The sequence below is a fragment of the Micromonospora sp. NPDC048170 genome, assembly GCF_040652795.1.
GTDB lineage: Bacteria > Actinomycetota > Actinomycetes > Mycobacteriales > Micromonosporaceae > Micromonospora.
Genome location: NZ_JBEZMR010000030.1, coordinates 49,740 through 67,483 on the forward strand (window position 1 = coordinate 49,740; position 17,744 = coordinate 67,483).

A 17,744-nucleotide genomic window follows, 5' to 3' on the forward strand; every position below is an offset into this window, starting at 1 on the left:
GGGCTCCAGGGGCGATTGGTGGGCATAGCGTCAGTCGTGCCGGCCTCCCACCGGTGGGCCAGGACGATCTGACGGTGGTGCGACGTGGCGGAGACCGATCCGATACTGCTGGACCAGCGGCGACGCGGCCCGGGCGGCGGGCTGCCCCGCCTGCTGGGCCTGCTCAGCCTCGCCCTCGGAGCGGGCGAGCTGCTCGCCCCGCACGCGGTGGCCCGGCTGACCGGTGTGGACGACGCACCCGCCGCGTGCCGGGTGATCCGGGCCGTGGGAACCCGGAGGGCGGTCCACGGGGCCGGCCTGCTCGGCAGCCGCCGACCCGCCGGCTGGACGTGGGCCCGGGTGGCCGGGGATGCCGTCGACCTCGCCCTGCTCGGCCGGGCGCTGGCCGACCGGCGCGGCGAGCGCCGGCGGCGGGTCGCGGTCAGCACCGCCGTGGTCGGCGCCATCGCCGCCGCCGACCTGGTCGCCGGCGTCCGCGCCGGGCGGGCCCACGCCGCACGGCGGCGGGTGATCGACCTGGAGGTCGCGGTCACCGTCAACCGCTCCCCGGCGGAGGCGTACCGGTTCTGGCGGGACCTGGAGAACCTGCCCCGGTTCATGTCCCACCTGGAGTCGGTACGCGCCGACGACCTGCGCCGCTCGCACTGGACCGCGCGGGCACCGGCCGGCCGCCGGGTCGAGTGGGACGCGGAGATCGTCGACGACCAGCCGAACCGGACGCTCGCCTGGCGGTCGATGCCCGGCACCCGGGTGCCCAACGCCGGCCGGGCCCGGTTCGTGCCCGCGCCGGGCGACCGCGGGACCGAGGTCCGGGTGCGGCTGCGGTACGCGCCGCCGGCCGGCGCGCTCGGTCGGGCGGTGGCGAAGCTCTTCGGCGAGGAACCCGAGCAGCAGGTCCGCGACGACCTGCGCCGGTTCAAGCAGGTGCTGGAGACCGGCGAGGTGGTCCGCTCCGAGGGCAGCCCGGACGGCATCTCCGTACGGGGGCAGGTCATGCAGCGCCCCGCCCAGCCGTTGCCGACCGCCCGCCGCTGACCGCCCGCGACCGAGGAGCAGGACGATGAAGGCCACCGCCTGGATGGGCACCGACAGCGTCAAGGTCGTCGACGTGCCCGAACCGGCCATCCTGAACGCGCGGGACGCGATCGTGCGCATCACCTCGACCGCGATCTGCGGCTCCGACCTGCACCTGTACCACGGCTACATCCCCGCCATGCGTAAGGGCGACATCCTCGGCCACGAGTTCATGGGTGAGGTGGTGGAGGTCGGCCCGCAGGTGCGCAACCTGCGCCCCGGCGACCGGGTGGTGGTGCCCTTCCCGATCGCCTGCGGGCACTGCACCTCCTGCCAGCGTGGCCTCTACTCGGTCTGCGAGAACTCCAACCCCAACGCCGGGATCGCCGAGAAGATCATGGGGCACTCGCCGGCCGGCATCTTCGGCTACTCCCACCTGCTCGGCGGCTACGCCGGCGGCCAGGCCGAGTACGCCCGCGTGCCGTTCGCCGACGTCGGACCCGTCAAGGTCCCCGACGGGGTGCCCGACGACCAGGCGGTGCTGCTCGCCGACGTGTTCCCCACCGGCTTCATGGGCGCGGAGATGTGCGACATCACACCGGGGGACGTGATCGCCGTGTGGGGGGCCGGCCCGGTGGGGCTGCTCGCCGCCGCCAGCGCCCGGATGCTCGGCGCGGAGCGGGTGATCGTCATCGACCGGTACCCGTACCGGCTGCGCCTGGCGGAGGAACACGCCGGCGCGGAGACCGTCAACTACGACGACACCGACGTGCTCGACGCGCTCAACGCGATGACCGCCGGCCGAGGGCCGGACGCCTGCATCGACGCGGTCGGGCTGGAGGGGCACCACGGCAACACCGCCGTCTACGCGTACGACCGGGCCCGGCAGGCGGCCCGCATCGAGACGGAACGGCCGTTCGCGCTGCGCCAGGCGATCCTCGCCTGCCGCAGCGGCGGCGTCGTCTCGGTGATCGGCGCGTACGGGGGCTTCGTCGACAAGTTCCCGATGGGCGCGTTCATGAACCGGTCGTTGACCATGCGCACCGGTCAGTGCCACGTCCAGCGTTACACCCGGCCGCTGCTGAACCGCATCCAGCGCGGGGACATCGACCCCAGCTTCGTCGTCAGCCACCGGATGCCGCTCAGGGACGCGGCCAAGGGCTACCGGATCTTCCAGAAGAAGCAGGACGACTGCACCAAGGTCGTCCTGAAGGTCTGACCGGTCCCTGGCGCCGACTGCGCGTCGACGGTCGTGGGACCGCGCGGAAGGCGGAACCTGATTCAGGGCCGGTCCTGTGGGTCTGTGGTCAGGAGGGCCCGGGGACGGCAGGACACCACCGTCCCCGGGCCCTCGGCGGCGCCGGCAGGACACCACCGTCCCGGGCCCTCGGCGGCGCCGGATCAGGCCCAGGGGGCCGTCGGGTACCAGGGGATGATCTCGCGGCGGGCGAGCAGCCGCACGTCCCAGTAGAGGAACGTGAAGGCGCCGGCGACGATGAACGCGACGGCGGTCAGCATCGCCAGGCGGCTCGGCCGGGCGCCGAACCAGCGTTGCAGGCGGGACCCGGCGAGCCAGGCCAGCAGCAGGAACAGCACCGCCATGATGACGATGTTCCCGATGGACTGGAGCGTGAACGCCGCCGCGCCGTAGAGCGGGTTGCCGCTCTCGGCGGCGTCGCGGAACATCTGCCGGAACAGCGCGAAGGGCCGGCCGATCAGGAAACCGGCGATCAGCGCGCCCATGAAGACCAGCGGAGCGTTGGGGAAGCGCCGGGCGATCCGGGCGAACGGGTCCGGCACGACGCCCAGCGAGGCCAGACCGAGATAGATCATGATGAGCCCGATCGCGCCGAAGACCGCCATGGACTGGATGCTCCTCGGTGACAGCCCGCCGGGGGCGTTGGGCGCGGTGGAGAACTGCGGCATCGACGTGCCGACCAACCCGACGATGGCGCCGTATGCGGCCGACACCGCGACCATGCCGACCGACATCCAACCCAGCGGTTTCAGCGGCTGGACGAAGCGGCTGAACCTGCCGCCAGCGGTGCCGGTCAGCGGGGCCAGGGCGCCGAAGGCGGCGATGTTGCAGGCGGTGAAGGTGCCGGCGATGCCGGAGACGAAGGCGAAGAGGATGCCGGCCGCGATGCCCTGGATGGGCGTCTCCTTGGCGTCGTGGCCGAGCAGACCGTTGGCGAGGTTGTCGCCGATGGTCCGGTCCACGAACTCCGCCGACCAGACGACGGTCAGCAGGAACCCGCCGAGGACGCTGAGCAGGATGATCAGTCCTCGGCGCCGGGGGAAGTGCCCGTTGACGAAGGCGGACGTCCCGATGCGCGTGGCGTCGGAGCTGATCCGGACGGGCGCGTCGGGTCGCGGGGAGGACCTGTGGGTCTGCGTCACGTGCGCTCCTCGGGGTGGGGAGAAAACGGTGGGGAGGGAAGGCGGTGTCGCGTCGACGATGGCGACGACACCCGTGACCGGCGTCGGTGGTCACCGATCGAGGTGGACCCGCCCACGCGGTCCCTCCGGCGGGCAACCGAACTGCGCTGATCGATGTCCGCGTTTCATCATGGGGCGGTGGCCGCCGCCCCGGTTCTTCCGTCGTGCGCAATCTCTTCGGCCCGCCCCGGCCGGTCAGTGGCCGGTCAACTCCGCAACGGCCCGGCCGGCCGCCACGGGCGGAGGACCCGGGCCGGCGCGCTGGGAACTCGTGATGGCGTCGGGACGCTGTCACCACCCGCCGCTATCCTGCGCCGGCACGCCGGGACGATCCTGGCGGCGAGTGCCGGTGGGCGGGCTGCCGCCCCGGATCTGGAGGGGCACGTGGCGGTCGAGGAGGTAGGCGTCAACGCGTTCCGGACTGCCGTCCGGCAGGTGACGGAAGCGACGGGCGCGGAGCGGGAGGACGCCCTGCGGCGGCTGGCGGGGCTGGGGTCGGCCGACCCCGCGCTGCGCCAGGACGCGGCCGACGCGATCTGCGCCTACCTGCGTACGCCCGCTGCCGGAGTCACGGCGGACGGCACGGCGGCGGACTGGACAGGCGCTGCGGACGCCGACGCACGGCGGGAGGCCCTGCTGGTTCTCGTCGGGCTGCTACGTCCCGCCGCCCGGGGGGCGGGCGGGAGTGTCGGAGCCGGTGCGGGGGTGTCGCCGGACCTCGCCGTGGACCTGTCCGGGGCGACGCTCGTGGACGTCGACTTCGGCGGCTGCGGACTGGCCGCGGCCCGGTTCACCGACACCCGGTTCCTCGGGACGACCTCGTTCGCCGACGCCCGGTTCACCGGCGAGGCGATCTTCGCCCGTGCCGTCTTCCACGGCAGGGCCCGGTTCGACGGCGCCCGGTTCGCCGCCGACGCCGTGTTCGGGCGCGCCCGGTTCCGTGGGTCGGCCAGCTTCGAACGGGCCGGCTTCGCCGCGATGGCCTGGTTCGGGCGGGGCGAGGAGGAACTGTGGGAGGACGATCCGGCCTGGGACGCCATCGAGGACGTCCAACCCGCGCCCTGGGACGAGCCGAACGAGGACGATCCGGGCTGGCCCGTCGCCGTCCTGATGGGCGACTACCAGGGCTGGGAGGAGGGCGGCGACGGGGCCCGCTTCGGCGGTGCCGTCTCGTTCCGGAGCGCCCGCTTCGAGGGCCCCGCCTGGTTCTGCAAGGCGCGGTTCGGCGCGGACGCGACGTTTCGGGACGCCCGGTTCGGCGGGCCGGTCCACCTCGACCAGCCCGCCGTGGACCTCGCCGGCGCACGGTGGGCCGGCGCGGCCGACGACGAGCCGGTGTCCTGGCCCCTCGGCTGGGCGTCGGCACCGACACCGGACGGCACCACCGTGCTCGTGGCGGACGGGTCCGTCGCGCCCTACTCCCGCCAGCTCGCCGACCGGGATCCCGACGTCCGCCGCGCGGGGCTGCGGTTCCTCGGCGAGCTCGGTGACGCGAGGCCGGAGCTGCGCCAGCGCGTGGTCGACGCCGTGTGCGGGTACCTGCGGGTGCCGCTGCCGTTCGATGTGACCGGCGGGCTGACCCTCGCCCAGGCCGGGGAGGTCGAACTGCGGCGCGACGCCCAGCGGCTGCTCGCCGAGCGCCTGCGCCCGGCACCCGGCACCGCGGGCGGAGCGAAGGAGCGGCACTGGCCGGAGACGGACCTGCCGCTGTGCGGGGCGACGCTGGTCGACCTCGACCTCAGCGGGTGCCAGGTCGGGTACGCGGACTTCACGGGCGCCCAGTTCCACGGTGCCACCCGCTTCGACGCGAGCGTGTTCGCGGGGGCCGCCTTCCGGCTCGGCGGTTCCGAGGGGCGCGCCTCGTTCCACGGCGACGTCACCTTCGCCGGGGCGCGGCTCGACCGCTGGCGCGGGGTCCGGGACGTCCTCGGTGGCGTGGTGTTCCATGCCGGCGCCGTGATCGACGAACCTGACACCCCACCGGCGGGGGAGGGCTGAGGCCGCCTCCCCGGAGCCGACGCCGTGGCTGCCACCGGCCGTGGCGCCGTCACGCTGCCGCCCCGGTCAGGGGATCGGCCACTCGTGCACCGGCCGGTTGCTGTGCATCAGCGTCACGTAGTGCCGCACCACCTCCCGCAGCGCCGCCGGCCGGTCGAGATGGTCGGTGGACTCCAACCGGTGCAGGGTCGCCACCTGCCAGGTCGCACCGTTGCGCCCCGTCAGGCAGCGCTGCTCGATGATGCCGAGCAGCCGGTCCCGCTCGCCCGGGTCCAGGCCCCACCGGTCCAGCCCGTGGTGGGCCAGCGGCAGCAGCCGGCGCAGCACCAGCTCGGTGACCGGGAGGTAGCCCAGGCCGGGCCAGAAGACCTGGGCGTCGATGCCGTACCGGGCGCAGGCCGTGAAGTTCTCCTCGGCCGCGCTGAACGACATCTGCGACCAGAGTGGCCGGTCGGCCTCGGCGAGGGCCCGGACGAGACCGAAGTAGAAGGCGCCGTTGGCCACGGTGTCGAGCACCGTCGGCCCGGCCGGCAGCACCCGGTTCTCCACCCGCAGGTGCGGGCGGCCCTTCAGCACGTCGTACACGGGGCGGTTCCAGCGGTAGACGGTGCCGTTGTGCAGCCGCAACTCGGCGAGCTTCGGCACGTCCCCCCGGGCGAGGGCCTCGACCGGGTCCTCCGCGTCGCAGACCGGCAGTAGCGCCGGGAAGTAGCGGACGTTCTCCTCGAACAGGTCGAACACGCTGGTGATCCAGCGCTCGCCGAACCACACGCGGGGGCGTACGCCCTGGGCCTTGATCTCCTCCGGCCGGGTGTCGGTCGCCTGCTGGAACAGCGGGACCCGGGTCTCGCGCCACAGCTCCCGGCCGAAGAAGAGTGGCGAGTTCGCGCCCACGGCCACCTGGATGCCGGCGACCACCTGCGCGGCGTTCCAGTAGTCGGCGAACTGGGCGGGGCTGACCTGGAGGTGGAACTGGGTGCTCGTGCAGGCCGCCTCGGGGGTGATGGTGTCGGCGGTCACCGCGAGTCGTTCCACACCGTTGATCGCGATCCGCAGGTCCTCGCCGCGGGCCGCGAAGATCTGCTCGTTGAGCAGCGCGTAACGCGGGTTGGCCGACAGCGTCGCGGCGGTCAGGTGCTCCGGCCGCAGCGTCGGCAGGATGCCGATCATCACCATGTGCGCGCCGACGCCCCGCGCCCTGGTCTCGGCGGCGTTGAGGCTGGCCCGCACGCTCTTCTCGAACTCGCCGGTGCCGGCACCGGCCAGCCGGCGCGGCGCCACGTTGATCTCGACGTTGAACTGGCCCAGCTCCGTCTGGAAGCTCGGGTCGGCGATGGCGGCCAGCACGTCGGCGTTGCGCATGGCCGGCATCGAGTCCTCATCCACCAGGTTCAGCTCGATCTCCAGCCCGGTCATCGGCCGTTCGACGTCGAACCGGGACTCCCGGAGCATCTCGGCGAAGACGTCCAGGCACCGTCGCACCTTCTCGCGATAGCGGGCCCGGTCCTCACGACTGAAGGTCCGTACGCCGACGTCCTCGCCCATGGTCACCGCCCTGTCACCGTTGGTTCCCCTAACCTCGCACGCCCGGGGCGGGCCGGGGAAGACCCGAAGGTCCCTTACGCACCCAGGCGGGCCCCACGTGATTCCCGTCGCCTCCGCCGGCAGGCGGGGCCGACGGGGTGGTTAGCATCTGTGCGGTAACCGGTGGGGGAGTGACGATGCGCGAAAAGATCACCAAGCTGTTCGTGGCGGCGGCGATCGCCGAGGCCTGCTCCTGGCTGGCCCTGCTGATCGGCATGGCCGTCAAGTACGGCCCGCCCGGCAACGAGATCGGCGTGAAGATCTTCGGCCCGGTCCACGGCGCGCTCTTCGTCGTGTACGGCCTGCTGGTCCTCGTGATGGCCCGGCTGCACCGGTGGCGGCTGTGGCCCACCCTCGTGGCGTTGGCCTGCGCCGTGCCGCCCTTCGCCACCCTGATCTTCGAGCGCTGGGCCGCCCGGCGGGGGATGCTGCGCACCGCAGGAGAGCCGGACCGGCCGCTGACCCCCGTCGGCTGACGGGCGACCGGCACGAGCTGAGCGGCCCGCCGCCGGGAGGTCGAGCGGTCGCGGCGGGAGGCTGAGTCCTCCGCCCCGGCCCTGTCAGGTCAGCGCGGACCAGGCCACCAGGGCGGTGACCAGCACCGCTCCCAGCATCGCCTGGAGCAGCAGCGGCGGCCCGAGGTGCGACCACAGGGTGGCGGTACGCGGGGTGAGCAACTGGCCCGTCGTCAGGTTCACGATCCGCTCGATCTTCGGTGGCAGGTCCGGGTCGCCCTGCCGGCGCAGCGTGAGTTGCACGTGGTCAGCGGGGTGCAGGGCGCTCTGCGGCAGGTGCCCGTGCAACTCGACCTCGCAGAGCTGCCCGGCGGTGTCGCGCAGGCGTACTGGGGTGACCAGGTATTCCGGGCCCTTCTTCAGGTCCTTGAACCGTCGACGGGCCGCGCCGGAGCTGGCGGAGAGCAGGGAGCGGACCAGCGCCATCAGCAGCCCCGCCACCCCGGCCGCCACGAGCACCGCGACCAGCACCGGCTGGCCGATGCGCACCTCGCGCGGGTAGCCGTCCATCAGCCGGAGGATCCGCCCTGTGACGATCCGGTCGGTCGGGTGGACTATCCGCCGAATGTGCAGGTCGCTGTCCATCTTCACCACCCAGAGTCCGGTTGCGTTCACTCATGGTATCGGTCGTCCGGGTTGAATGACATGAATGAAATCTGGTCACGCGCTCGTGCCGGCCAGGTGACAACGGGACCGGCGCGGGTAAGCGGGGGGCCGAGCTGGAAAGGGGTCGAGCATGCAGCTGTCCTTCCTGCGCCCGCTCTACGACCGGCCGGGACCGTGGGTCTCGGTGTACCTGGACGCGTCCGCCAACACCGAGGACGCCCACCCGGCGCTCGATCTGCGCTGGCGGGCGCTGCGCGACCAACTTCAGCAGCAGCGCGCCGACGTGGACACCATCGACGCCGTCGAACTCCTCGTCCGGGGGCACGACCCGATGCCGGGGGACTACGGCCTGGCGGTCTTCGGTGCCCGGGGCCGGGTGGTGCTGTCGGAGTACCTCTCCGCCCCACCGCTGCGGGACCTCGCCGCGTACACCCCGCTGCCGCACGTGATGCCGCTGCTGGCACAGCGCGGCGAGCAGGTGGCCTGGGTGCGGGTGCTGGCCGACCGGACCGGTGCGGACGCCATGGCGATCAGTGCCGGCGGCGTGCCACGCCGGGCCCACGTGACCGGCCGGGAGGACTTCCAGCTGCGTCGCGTGCAGCCCGGCGGCTGGTCGCAGTCCCGCTACCAGCGGGCCGCCATGGAGGCCTGGCACCACAACGCCGGTGACGTCACCGCGGCCACGGTGGAGCTGGCCGAGAAGGTCGGCGCCGAGGTGGTGGTGGTCGCCGGGGACGTGCGCGCCACCGGGATGATCGCCGCCCAGATGCCGCCCCGCTGGCAGGACGTGGTGGTCCGCACCGACGCCGGCTCCCGTGCCGGCGGCGCCGACCAGACCCTCCTCGACGACCTCACCGTGCAGACCATCGCCGAGGTCGCCGACCAGCGGGTCACCGCCGCGCTGGACCGCTTCGGCATGCAGGAGGACGTCGGCGCCGGGCTGGACGCCGTCGTGTCCGCCCTGCAACGTAACCAGGTCGAGACGATGCTCATCGTCGACGACCCGTCCGCCACCGGGGAACTCTGGATCGGGCCGGACCCGACCGAGATCGCCACCGAGCGCGGGCAGCTCTCCGCCATGTCCGTACGCGATCCGGCGAAGGTCCGCGCCGACGCCGCGCTCGTGCGCGCGCTGGTCGGCACCGACGCCGACCTGACCGTGCTCGGCCCCGACGAGGCGCCGGAGCTGACCGACGGGGTCGGGGCGGTGCTGCGGTACGTCGACGCCGGCACGCCGGGGCGGGGCGATGGCTGAGCGCACGGTGGCCGACCTGGTGGTCGAGCGACTGCGCGCCTGGCGGGTGCCGAGGGTCTTCGGCTACCCCGGGGAAGCCGTCGCGCCGGTGGTCGAGGCGTTGGACGCCTCGGGCGGGGACCCGGCGTTCGTGCCGGCCCGGCACGAGGAGACCGCCTCCTACATGGCCACCGGGCACGCCAAGTTCACCGGCGGGATCGGGGTCTGCCTGGCCACCCAGGGGCCGAGCGCCGTCCAGCTGCTCAACGGCCTCTACGACGCCAAGCTGGACAGCAAGCCGGTGGTGGCGATCGTCGGCGAGGACATCGCGGGCCCGCTGGGCGGCGCCCACCAGGAGATCGGGCTGAGCCGGCTGTTCGGCGACGTGTGCAACCAGTTCGTCCGGTACGGCCGCGTCCCCGACGGGGTGCCCGCCCTGCTCGACCAGGCGTTCCGTACCGCCGCCGCGACCCGCAGCCCGGTCTGCGTGGTGCTGCCGCGCACGTTGCAGGAGGCGGCCGTGCCCGACCTGCAACCGCACGCGGCCGGGGTGTTCTCGGCGACACCGGGGGAGCCGCTGGCCCGGGTCCTGCCCCACGAGGCGGACCTGGACGCGGCCGCCCAACTCCTCGCCAACGGCCAGCGCACCGCGATCCTGGTCGGTCAGGGCGCCCGGGGCGCGGCCGGGGAGATCGTCGCCCTCGCCGACCGGCTCGGCGCCGGGGTGGCGGCCTCGCTGCTGGGCAAGGGGGTGCTCGACGAGCGGCTGCCCTTCCACGCGGGCGTGCTGGGCGAGGTCGGCACCCCGGCCGCCGCCGAGCTGATGGGCGGCTGCGACACGCTGCTGCTGGTCGGCACGAACAACCCGTGGACGGACTACTTCCCGATGCCGGGGCAGGCCCGTACGGTGCAGATCGACATCGACGGGCGCCGCATCGGCACCCGCTACCCGGTGGACGTCTCGCTCGTGGGGGACGCCCAGGAGACGCTGCGGGCGCTGCTGGCCCAGGTGCCCGAGCGGCCGAACGCCCGGTGGCGGGAAACCGTCGAGGGCTCGGTCGACCGGTGGCGGGCCGAGCGGGCGGACCGGGCCGCCGCCCCCGCCGAGCCGGTGAACCCGCAGCTCGTGCTGCATGAACTCTCCACCCGGGTCCCGCACCGCGGGGCGGTGGCGGTGGACGTCGGCTCGGTCATCTACTGGTACGCCCGGCACCTGGAACTGCCCCCGGGCGTCAACGCGCAGCTCTGCGGCACCCTCGGCTCGATGGGCTGCGCCCTGCCGTACGCGGTGGCGGCCAAACTGGCCGGCCCGGACCAGCCGGTGGTCGCCCTGCTCGGTGACGGCGCGATGCAACTCAACGGGCTGGCCGAGCTGATCACCGTGGCGCACCACTGGCGGGAGTGGCACGACCCCCGCCTGGTGGTGCTGGTGCTCAACAACCGGGACCAGTCCGGCATGGGCGGTGGCCGGACGCCGGCCGACCCGACGCTCCGCCGGCCCGACGTGCCGTACGCCGGCTGGGCACGCCTGCTCGGCCTGCACGGCGTCCGGGTCGACCGTCCGGAGCTGGTGGGAGCGGCCTGGGACGAGGCGCTGGCGGCCGACCGGCCCTGCGTGCTGGAGGCGGTGGTCGACCCGGCGGTGCGGCTGGCGCCGCCCGAGCCCGCGTTCGCGGACCTGCGCGAGGTGTTCGCCGAGGGCGACGCGGCCCGGCGGGTACGCGACCGGATGCTCGCCGCCGGCGTGGCCGTGGAGACCGAAGACCTCGTCTGACCACCGCCCGCCGGCCGACGCGGCCACCACCCGCGTCCCCTTTGCCGATCTTGCACTTTCCGCCCTCGACCTGGGGTTTTTGCCCCGGTTCGTCGGGGCGGAAAGTGCAAGATCGCGTTTTGGGGGAGGAGCGGGAGGGAGGGGGCGGGTCGCCCGGTTACTGCCGCGCGGTGGGGGATGCCCCGTTTGAACCGCATCGGGGCGGGAAGCCGGGCCGCGTGGTGAGCGAACGAGGCAAGGTGGACCCGGTGCACAAGGTGCGCGAGGGGCTCACGGCCGACGGTGCCGGGCTGGCGGGCGACCGGGTCGTGGCGGCGGGCAGTGCCGCGCGCGTCCTGGTGGCCGCCACCGCGCGGGCCCTGCGCGGGACCGACTGCGCCGACCTGGGTCATCCAGGACACCCAGGACCGCTGTCGCGGTTCATCGGCGCGCCCGAGCCGGTGCGCCGGGCGGCGGTGGTCCGGGCGGCCGGTCGGGTGGCGCTCACCCCCGGCCAGACGGCCGAGGTCGACGCCGGCCGGATCGCCCGCTGGTTCGCCGACCAGTACCCGCGCCGCCGCTACCCGGGCGCCCTGATCGGCTCCCCGCACGGCGCCGCCGCGCACCTGGCGATGGCTCTCGGCGTGCCCTGGCTGCCGACCGGGTTCGAGATGACGGTGCACTGGGCGCAGGGTGCCGTGGACCGTCCGCAGGCCGCCCTGGACCACGGCGCCGCGCTCACCGCCCGACTCCTCGGCGGCAACGCCGACCTGCACGTGCGCCAGGTGCACTGCCCCGCCAGCCGAGGCGCGCTGGCCGGCGCCACCGTGTCGCTGGCGGCCCGGTGGCGTTCCCTGCCGGCCGCGTACGCGCGGTTCCTGACCGACCGGCTGGAACCGGGCTCCCCGGTGCTGCTGCTGCGCGACGCCCGGACCTGGCCGGTGTTCGACTCCGCCCCGGGGCACAGCTTCCAGGTCGGTTGCCCGGCCAGCGGCCTGGACCCCGTCGACTTCCACCCGGACAGCCACGCCCTGCGCCAGGTGCTCCGTTCGGCAGGAGGGGACGGCGCGCACTGGGAGCCGCCGGAGGTCACCTCGCCGCCCGCACCGGCGGAACACGGCGTGGAGTCCGAATTCGAGGCCGGCATACAACACTGGACCGGGCGGCAGGGGCATCCGCTGCACCGGATCCTCGTGCCGCGCCCGGAGGCCCTCAGCGCCGCGACCGCCGACCTGTACCGGCGCTGGCTGCGTGCGGCCGGCAAGACCGGTGACCGGCTGGTGGTGGAGTGCGGTCGGCTGCTCGACCCGTGGCAGGTGGTGCGGGCGGGGATGGTGCCCTACTGGTGCGAGAACGCCACCCGGCGCAGCGTGGAGGGGGTGGAGTGGTGGCTCGCCGGCAGCGAGCCGTTCAGCTCGGTGGACGTGTTGCCCGAGCCGCCCGGCCTGCGGTCGCCGGCACTGGCCGGGCTGCCGCAGTGGCTGGCCGTCGCCGGCTTCGGCCGCCGCCGGCGGGCGCTGGACCGTACCTCGGCGCGCGGCTACCCGATCACCTCCGTGCCCACCCGCCGGGCGACGGAGGTGCTGCGGGCACAGCCGTACGACCTGCCGACGCCGCCGCCGATGACGGTCGCCGAGGCCCTCGCGGCGCTCCACGACAGCGGCTCCCACCAGGGGTTACTCGTCTGTTGAGTCGGCCCTTTCGAAACATCCTCGCGAACCCGCGGTCCCGTGGTTGAGTACCTACGGAGCGGGAACACCGCTGGCTGCGACGGCCTGATCACGCCGTCCGGCACGGCGTCGTCGCCCGCTGGCATCCCAGTCATGTGACCCACTTCCGGCCCGGTGCGTGGTGCGACCACGCGCGCGCACGACCGGTTTCCTGAATCCGGGCGGGGGACCTTCCTGAGGGAGGCGCGGATGTTCGGACAGAGCACCACCACCACACCACCTCCGACCGAACGGGGCCTGGAGGACCTCGACGCGGCCGCACTGGCGTACGCGGCCCGGATCGAGGGCCTTCCGCCCGAACGGTGCCAGGAGGCGCGTGACGACCTGGTCCGCTTCGCCCTGCCGTTCGCGGGTCGGCTGGCCCGCCGCTACCGGGGCCGGGGCGAGCCGCTGGAGGACCTCGAACAGGTCGCCCGTCTCGGCCTGGTCAACGCCGTCGACCGGTACGACCCGGAGCGGGGTTCGTTCACCGCGTACGCGGCCATCACCATCGTCGGCGAGATCAAGCGGCACTTCCGCGACCGCACCTGGGGCGTGCACGTGCCGCGCCGGCTGCGCGACCTGATCCTGGAGGTGGGGCAGGCGACCGCCGCGCTGACCAGCGAGCTGTCCCGGGCCCCGTCGGTGGCCGAACTGGCGGAGCGGCTGGAGACGCCGCAGGAGGAGATCCTCGCCGCGCTGGAGTCGGCCGCCGGCTACAGTCCGGCCTCGCTGAACGCCCCGGTCGGAGGGGAGAGCTCGGCCGAGTTCGGCGACCTGGTCGGCGAGTCCGACAACGCCCTGGAATCCGTCGACGACCGGGTGACGGTCAGCGGGCTGCTGCACCGGCTGCCGTGGCGGGAGCGGCGGATCCTGGCCATGCGCTTCTACGGCAACCAGACCCAGGCGGAGATCGCCGCCCGGTTCGGCATCTCCCAGATGCACGTCTCCCGGCTGCTGTCCCGCGCGTTGACCTGGCTGCGCCAGGCGATGCTCGCCGACGCCCCGCCACCGTGGCAGAACGGGCCCGCCGAGTCCGAGCCGGCGAAGACGAGGATCTCGGTCCGGCACAACGGCGACCGCGTGGTCGTGGAGGTCGGCGGCGAGGTCGACCGGGACGGCGCGGACCAGCTCCGCCGGGCGATGCTGGAGGCGGTGACCGGGCAGCCCGCCGAGGTGGTGGTCGACCTGGTCGGCGCGGGTGGCTTCGACGCCGGCGGCATCGCCGCGCTGATGGCGGGCCGGGAGGCCGCGGCCCGCACCGGGGTCCCGTTGCGGCTGACCCGGGTCCAGCCGGCCGTACGCCGCTCGCTCACGGCGGCGGGTCTGGCGCCGGCCCGCGAGGGCTGACCACGACGTCGGCGAGGGGCCGGCACCCCCGGTGGGTGCCGGCCCCTGCCGCGCGTACGGCCGCTCAGTCCTCCGGGTCGTCGCCGGGCCTGCGCGGGTGCCGCCAGCGGTCGTCCTCCCGCGCGGCGCCGGGGCCGGTCTCCTCCGGTTCGTCGGTCTGCTCGAAGCTGGGCCGACGAATCTCGTCCGGCTCCGGGACGTCCACCGGTCGGGCCCCGGACTCCGGTGCCGGGTGGAACGCGGCCGCCTCGCGCGCGCCGTGCGCCCCCTCGAGGGACGGCGACTCGGGCCGGCGCCTGTCGCGGTGCAACTCGTCGCGGAAGTCCTGCGGCGGCTTGGTGGCGCGCTGGGGCAGGTCCCGGCCGAGGTTGGCGACGAGTGGGCCGTACTTGAGGTCGAAGGCGGGCCGCTCGGAGCGGATGCGGGGCATCCGGTCGAAGTTGCGCAGCGGCGGCGGGCAGGAGGTGGCCCACTCCAGCGAGTTGCCGAAGCCCCACGGGTCGTCGACCGTCACCATCGCCCCGTAGCGCCAGGACTTCCAGGCGTTCCACATGAAGAACAGCGTGGAGGCGCCCAGCACGAAGGCGGAGATGCTGGAGAAGGTGTTCAGCGCGGTGAACCCGTCGCTGGGCAGGTAGTCGACGTACCGGCGGGGCATGCCCTCGTTGCCCAGCCAGTGCTGGACGAGGAAGGTGCCGTGGAAGCCGAGGAACATCGTCCAGAAGTGGGCCTTGCCGAGCCGCTCGTCGAGCAACCGCCCGGTCATCTTCGGCCACCAGAAGTAGAAGCCGCCGAAGAGCGCGAAGACGACCGTGCCGAACAGCACGTAGTGGAAGTGCCCGACCACGAAGTAGGTGTCGTGCGTGTGCCAGTCCGCCGGCGGACTGGCCAGCAGCACCCCGGTGAGGCCGCCGAAGAGGAAGGTGACCAGGAAGCCGATCGCGAAGAGCATCGGCGTCTCGAAGGTGATCTGCCCCTTCCACATGGTGCCGATCCAGTTGAAGAACTTCACCCCGGTGGGCACCGCGATCAGGTAGCTCAGGATGCTGAAGAACGGCAGCAGCACCTGGCCCGTGGTGAACATGTGGTGCGCCCACACGGTCATCGACAGCACGGTGATCGCGACGGTGGCCAGCACCAGCCCGGTGTAGCCGAAGATCGGCTTGCGGGAGAAGACCGGGATGATCTCGGTGATGATGCCGAAGAACGGGATCGCGATGATGTAGACCTCGGGATGGCCGAAGAACCAGAACAGGTGCTGCCAGAGCATCGGCCCCGCGGTGGCCGGGTCGTACACGTGGGCGTTGAGCAGCCGGTCCGCGGCGAGCGCGAGCAGCGCCGCGGCGAGCAGCGGGAACACCAGGATCACCAGCACGCTGGTGAAGAGCATGTTCCAGGTGAAGATCGGCATCCGGAACATGGTCATGCCGGGCGCGCGCAGGGTGAGGATCGTGGTGATCAGGTTGACCGCCCCGAGGATGGTGCCCAGCCCCGAGATCACCAGGCCGATCACCCACAGGTTGGCGCCCACCCCCGGCGAGTGGACCTCGTCGCTCAGCGGCGAGTAGGCGGTCCAACCGAAGTCGGCGGAGCCGCCCGGGGTGAGGAACCCGCCGAGCACCATCATGCCGCCGACCAGGTAGAGCCAGTAGGCGAGGGCGTTGAGTCGGGGGAACGACACGTCGGGGGCGCCGATCTGGATCGGCACGATGTAGTTGGCGAACCCGAACGCCGCCGGCGTGGCGAACAACAGCAGCATGACCGCGCCGTGCGAGGTGAAGAGCTGGTTGTACTGCTCGGGGGAGAGGAACTGCAGGCCGGGCCGGGCCAACTCGGCCCGCATCAGCATCGCCTGGATGCCGCCGACCAGGAAGAACACGAACGAGGTCAGCAGATAGAGCAGGCCGATCTGCTTGTGGTCGGTGGTGGCCAGGAACCGGGTCAGTTTTCCGCCGGGCAGCGGCGTGCGCAGCGGCCCGGGGTAGCCGCCGAAGCGTGCCGGTGCCAGGATCGCCGGTCCCCGGTCGCGTGCAGGTTCCGTGGTTACCCGCTTGGGCATCTGACTCTCACCCCGTCATGACGACAGATAGGACGGCGCGGCTACCCGCCCCTCTGCCCATGAAACCAGGCGACAGCGGTTATTCAGGCGAGAGTGGGAAATTCAGTCAATTCGCGGGCAACATGGCCCAGACGACCTTCCCGTCGCCGACCGGTGCGCTGCCCCAGCGCTGGGCCAGCTCGCGGACGAGCATCAGCCCCCGGCCACCCTCGGCCCGCAGGTCGGGGGAGCCGGCCCGGACCGACGCCGGGCTGCCGTCCGCCACCGCCAGGTGCAGGTGCGGCCGGCGCAGGGTGAGCGTCACCCGCATCGGCGTGCCGGCGTGCCGGACCGCGTTGCCGACCAGTTCGCTGAGCACCAGTGACGCCGGGCCGACCGCCTCCGGCAGCTGCCACCAGGCGCACGCGTCGGTCACCAGCTCCCGCGCCCGCCGGCAGGCCTCCGCGACCGGTTCGAGCCGGGCCCGCAGCCGGGGCGCCGCCGCCGCGTTCGCCACCCGGGTCGCCTCGGCGCGGTCATGGCGTACGGGCACCACGCGACAGGCGGTCGACTGGGCCAGCCAGCCCACCGCCTCGGGCGGCGGGGCGCAGAGCACGACGGGTACCGCCGGCCAGCCCGCCGCCCGGCGCGCGGTGGCGGCGAACACCGAGAGGGCGAGCGGGTCCCGGACGGTGACGTCGCCGAGGTCCACCACGAGCGCGTCGGGCTGGTCGGCGAGGCAGCCCTCCAACGCGGAGTCCACCGTCCGCATGGTGCCGAGGTCCAGGTCGCCACGAAGGCGTACGACGGTCACGGGGGACCCGTCGTACACCTCGCAGGTGATCCGGCTCGGCATGTGCGCCTCGTTTCGCGTCGGGGGACCTGCGAACTACCCGGGCGCCCGGACGGGCAAACCGGCCGGGACGGGGCTCGTCTCCCCTCCCGGCCGGTTGCGGTGAGTCACCGGTAGGGGCGGCCCCGGGTGGTCAGGATGCCGAGCGCGATCATGCCCAGGCCGAGGAACAGGTGCAGCCAGTTGTCGGCGTTGTTGACCGGGATGAAGTTCGCCATGCTGTTGTGGTCGATCACCAGGCCGTAGAGCCAGAGCACCAGGTAGAGCGCGCCACCGCCGACCAGGTACGTCCGCGCGCCCGAGACGGTGCTGGCCAGCACCAGCCCGGCCACCCCGAAGAGCAGGTGGACGAAGTTGTGCAGCACCGAGACCTGGAACACGCCGAGCAGCCTGGCGTCGGATTCGTGCCCGGCGAAGCGCAGGTCGCCGAAGTCGCTGGTGATGCCCGGCACGAAGCCGAGCACGCCGACCAGGAGGAAGACCACCGCCACGGCGATGGCGGCACGCCGCACGGGCGCCTTGCCGTCGGCCGGGTTGCGTCGGGCGCGGGAGCGCGCCATGGGACCGGTCACCGCCGTCTCCTCACTGTGCGGGAAGCCGAGCGTTCGGCGCGTTCCCGCTGCTTCTCCCGCCAAACCCCGCCCCCGCACC

Annotated in this window: 14 protein-coding genes; 8 read left to right on the top strand and 6 right to left on the bottom strand. The window is 73.5% G+C overall.

What is annotated here, in order from left to right; genetic code table 11:
- Positions 1–84 precede the first annotated feature (84 nt).
- Positions 85–1,035: an SRPBCC family protein gene (locus AB0D32_RS27305; protein WP_357096149.1), complete on the top strand. Its 951-nt coding sequence runs from the start codon at positions 85–87 to the stop codon at positions 1,033–1,035.
- Between the two features lie 25 nt (positions 1,036–1,060).
- A complete protein-coding gene (locus AB0D32_RS27310; protein ID WP_357096152.1) occupies positions 1,061–2,233 on the top strand; it encodes a zinc-dependent alcohol dehydrogenase in 1,173 nt (390 codons plus the stop codon).
- A 182-nt stretch (positions 2,234–2,415) separates the two neighbouring features.
- On the opposite strand, the gene AB0D32_RS27315 is transcribed toward AB0D32_RS27310, so the two are convergent.
- Positions 2,416–3,414, bottom strand: coding sequence for a hypothetical protein (locus AB0D32_RS27315; protein ID WP_357096154.1), 999 nt, complete (start codon positions 3,412–3,414; stop codon positions 2,416–2,418).
- Positions 3,415–3,888: 474 nt separating this feature from the next.
- Between AB0D32_RS27315 and AB0D32_RS27320 the strand changes: the two genes are divergently transcribed.
- Complete coding sequence (locus AB0D32_RS27320) at positions 3,889–5,451, top strand: pentapeptide repeat-containing protein (RefSeq protein WP_357096157.1); 1,563 nt, start codon at positions 3,889–3,891, stop codon at positions 5,449–5,451.
- Between the two features lie 66 nt (positions 5,452–5,517).
- On the opposite strand, the gene AB0D32_RS27325 is transcribed toward AB0D32_RS27320, so the two are convergent.
- Positions 5,518–6,996: a glutamate--cysteine ligase gene (locus AB0D32_RS27325; RefSeq protein ID WP_357096202.1), complete on the bottom strand. Its 1,479-nt coding sequence runs from the start codon at positions 6,994–6,996 to the stop codon at positions 5,518–5,520.
- A gap of 176 nt (positions 6,997–7,172) precedes the next feature.
- On the opposite strand from AB0D32_RS27325, the gene AB0D32_RS27330 reads away from it, so the two are divergent.
- The gene (locus tag AB0D32_RS27330) at positions 7,173–7,511 is read left to right on the top strand and encodes a DUF3817 domain-containing protein (protein WP_357096160.1); all 339 of its coding nucleotides are present in this window, start codon (positions 7,173–7,175) and stop codon (positions 7,509–7,511) included.
- An 84-nt stretch (positions 7,512–7,595) separates the two neighbouring features.
- Here the strand turns inward: AB0D32_RS27330 and AB0D32_RS27335 are convergent, their stop codons facing one another.
- Complete coding sequence (locus AB0D32_RS27335) at positions 7,596–8,144, bottom strand: hypothetical protein (protein WP_357096205.1); 549 nt, start codon at positions 8,142–8,144, stop codon at positions 7,596–7,598.
- Positions 8,145–8,286: 142 nt separating this feature from the next.
- Between AB0D32_RS27335 and AB0D32_RS27340 the strand changes: the two genes are divergently transcribed.
- The 4 genes from AB0D32_RS27340 to AB0D32_RS27355 all read left to right on the top strand — a co-directional run bounded on the left by AB0D32_RS27340 (position 8,287) and on the right by AB0D32_RS27355 (position 14,202).
- Complete coding sequence (locus tag AB0D32_RS27340; RefSeq protein ID WP_357096163.1) at positions 8,287–9,411, top strand: Vms1/Ankzf1 family peptidyl-tRNA hydrolase; 1,125 nt, start codon at positions 8,287–8,289, stop codon at positions 9,409–9,411.
- A complete protein-coding gene (locus tag AB0D32_RS27345) occupies positions 9,404–11,164 on the top strand; it encodes a thiamine pyrophosphate-binding protein (RefSeq protein WP_357096166.1) in 1,761 nt (586 codons plus the stop codon). Before AB0D32_RS27340 ends, AB0D32_RS27345 begins: the two co-directional genes overlap by 8 nt.
- 257 nt (positions 11,165–11,421) lie before the next feature.
- Positions 11,422–12,834 (top strand): hypothetical protein, encoded by a 1,413-nt coding sequence (locus AB0D32_RS27350; protein ID WP_357096208.1) that lies wholly within the window; start codon positions 11,422–11,424, stop codon positions 12,832–12,834.
- A 228-nt stretch (positions 12,835–13,062) separates the two neighbouring features.
- A complete protein-coding gene (locus tag AB0D32_RS27355) occupies positions 13,063–14,202 on the top strand; it encodes a SigB/SigF/SigG family RNA polymerase sigma factor (RefSeq protein WP_357096169.1) in 1,140 nt (379 codons plus the stop codon).
- A 64-nt stretch (positions 14,203–14,266) separates the two neighbouring features.
- Here AB0D32_RS27355 and ctaD read toward each other — a convergent pair whose 3' ends face one another.
- The 3 genes from ctaD to AB0D32_RS27370 all read right to left on the bottom strand — a co-directional run bounded on the left by ctaD (position 14,267) and on the right by AB0D32_RS27370 (position 17,653).
- Positions 14,267–16,261, bottom strand: coding sequence for a cytochrome c oxidase subunit I (gene ctaD, locus AB0D32_RS27360; RefSeq protein WP_357096172.1), 1,995 nt, complete (start codon positions 16,259–16,261; stop codon positions 14,267–14,269).
- A 106-nt stretch (positions 16,262–16,367) separates the two neighbouring features.
- On the bottom strand, positions 16,368–17,096 hold the full coding sequence (locus AB0D32_RS27365; protein ID WP_357096174.1) for an ATP-binding protein: 729 nt from the start codon (positions 17,094–17,096) through the stop codon (positions 16,368–16,370).
- A 104-nt stretch (positions 17,097–17,200) separates the two neighbouring features.
- The gene (locus AB0D32_RS27370; RefSeq protein WP_357096210.1) at positions 17,201–17,653 is read right to left on the bottom strand and encodes a DUF4383 domain-containing protein; all 453 of its coding nucleotides are present in this window, start codon (positions 17,651–17,653) and stop codon (positions 17,201–17,203) included.
- Positions 17,654–17,744 lie beyond the last annotated feature (91 nt).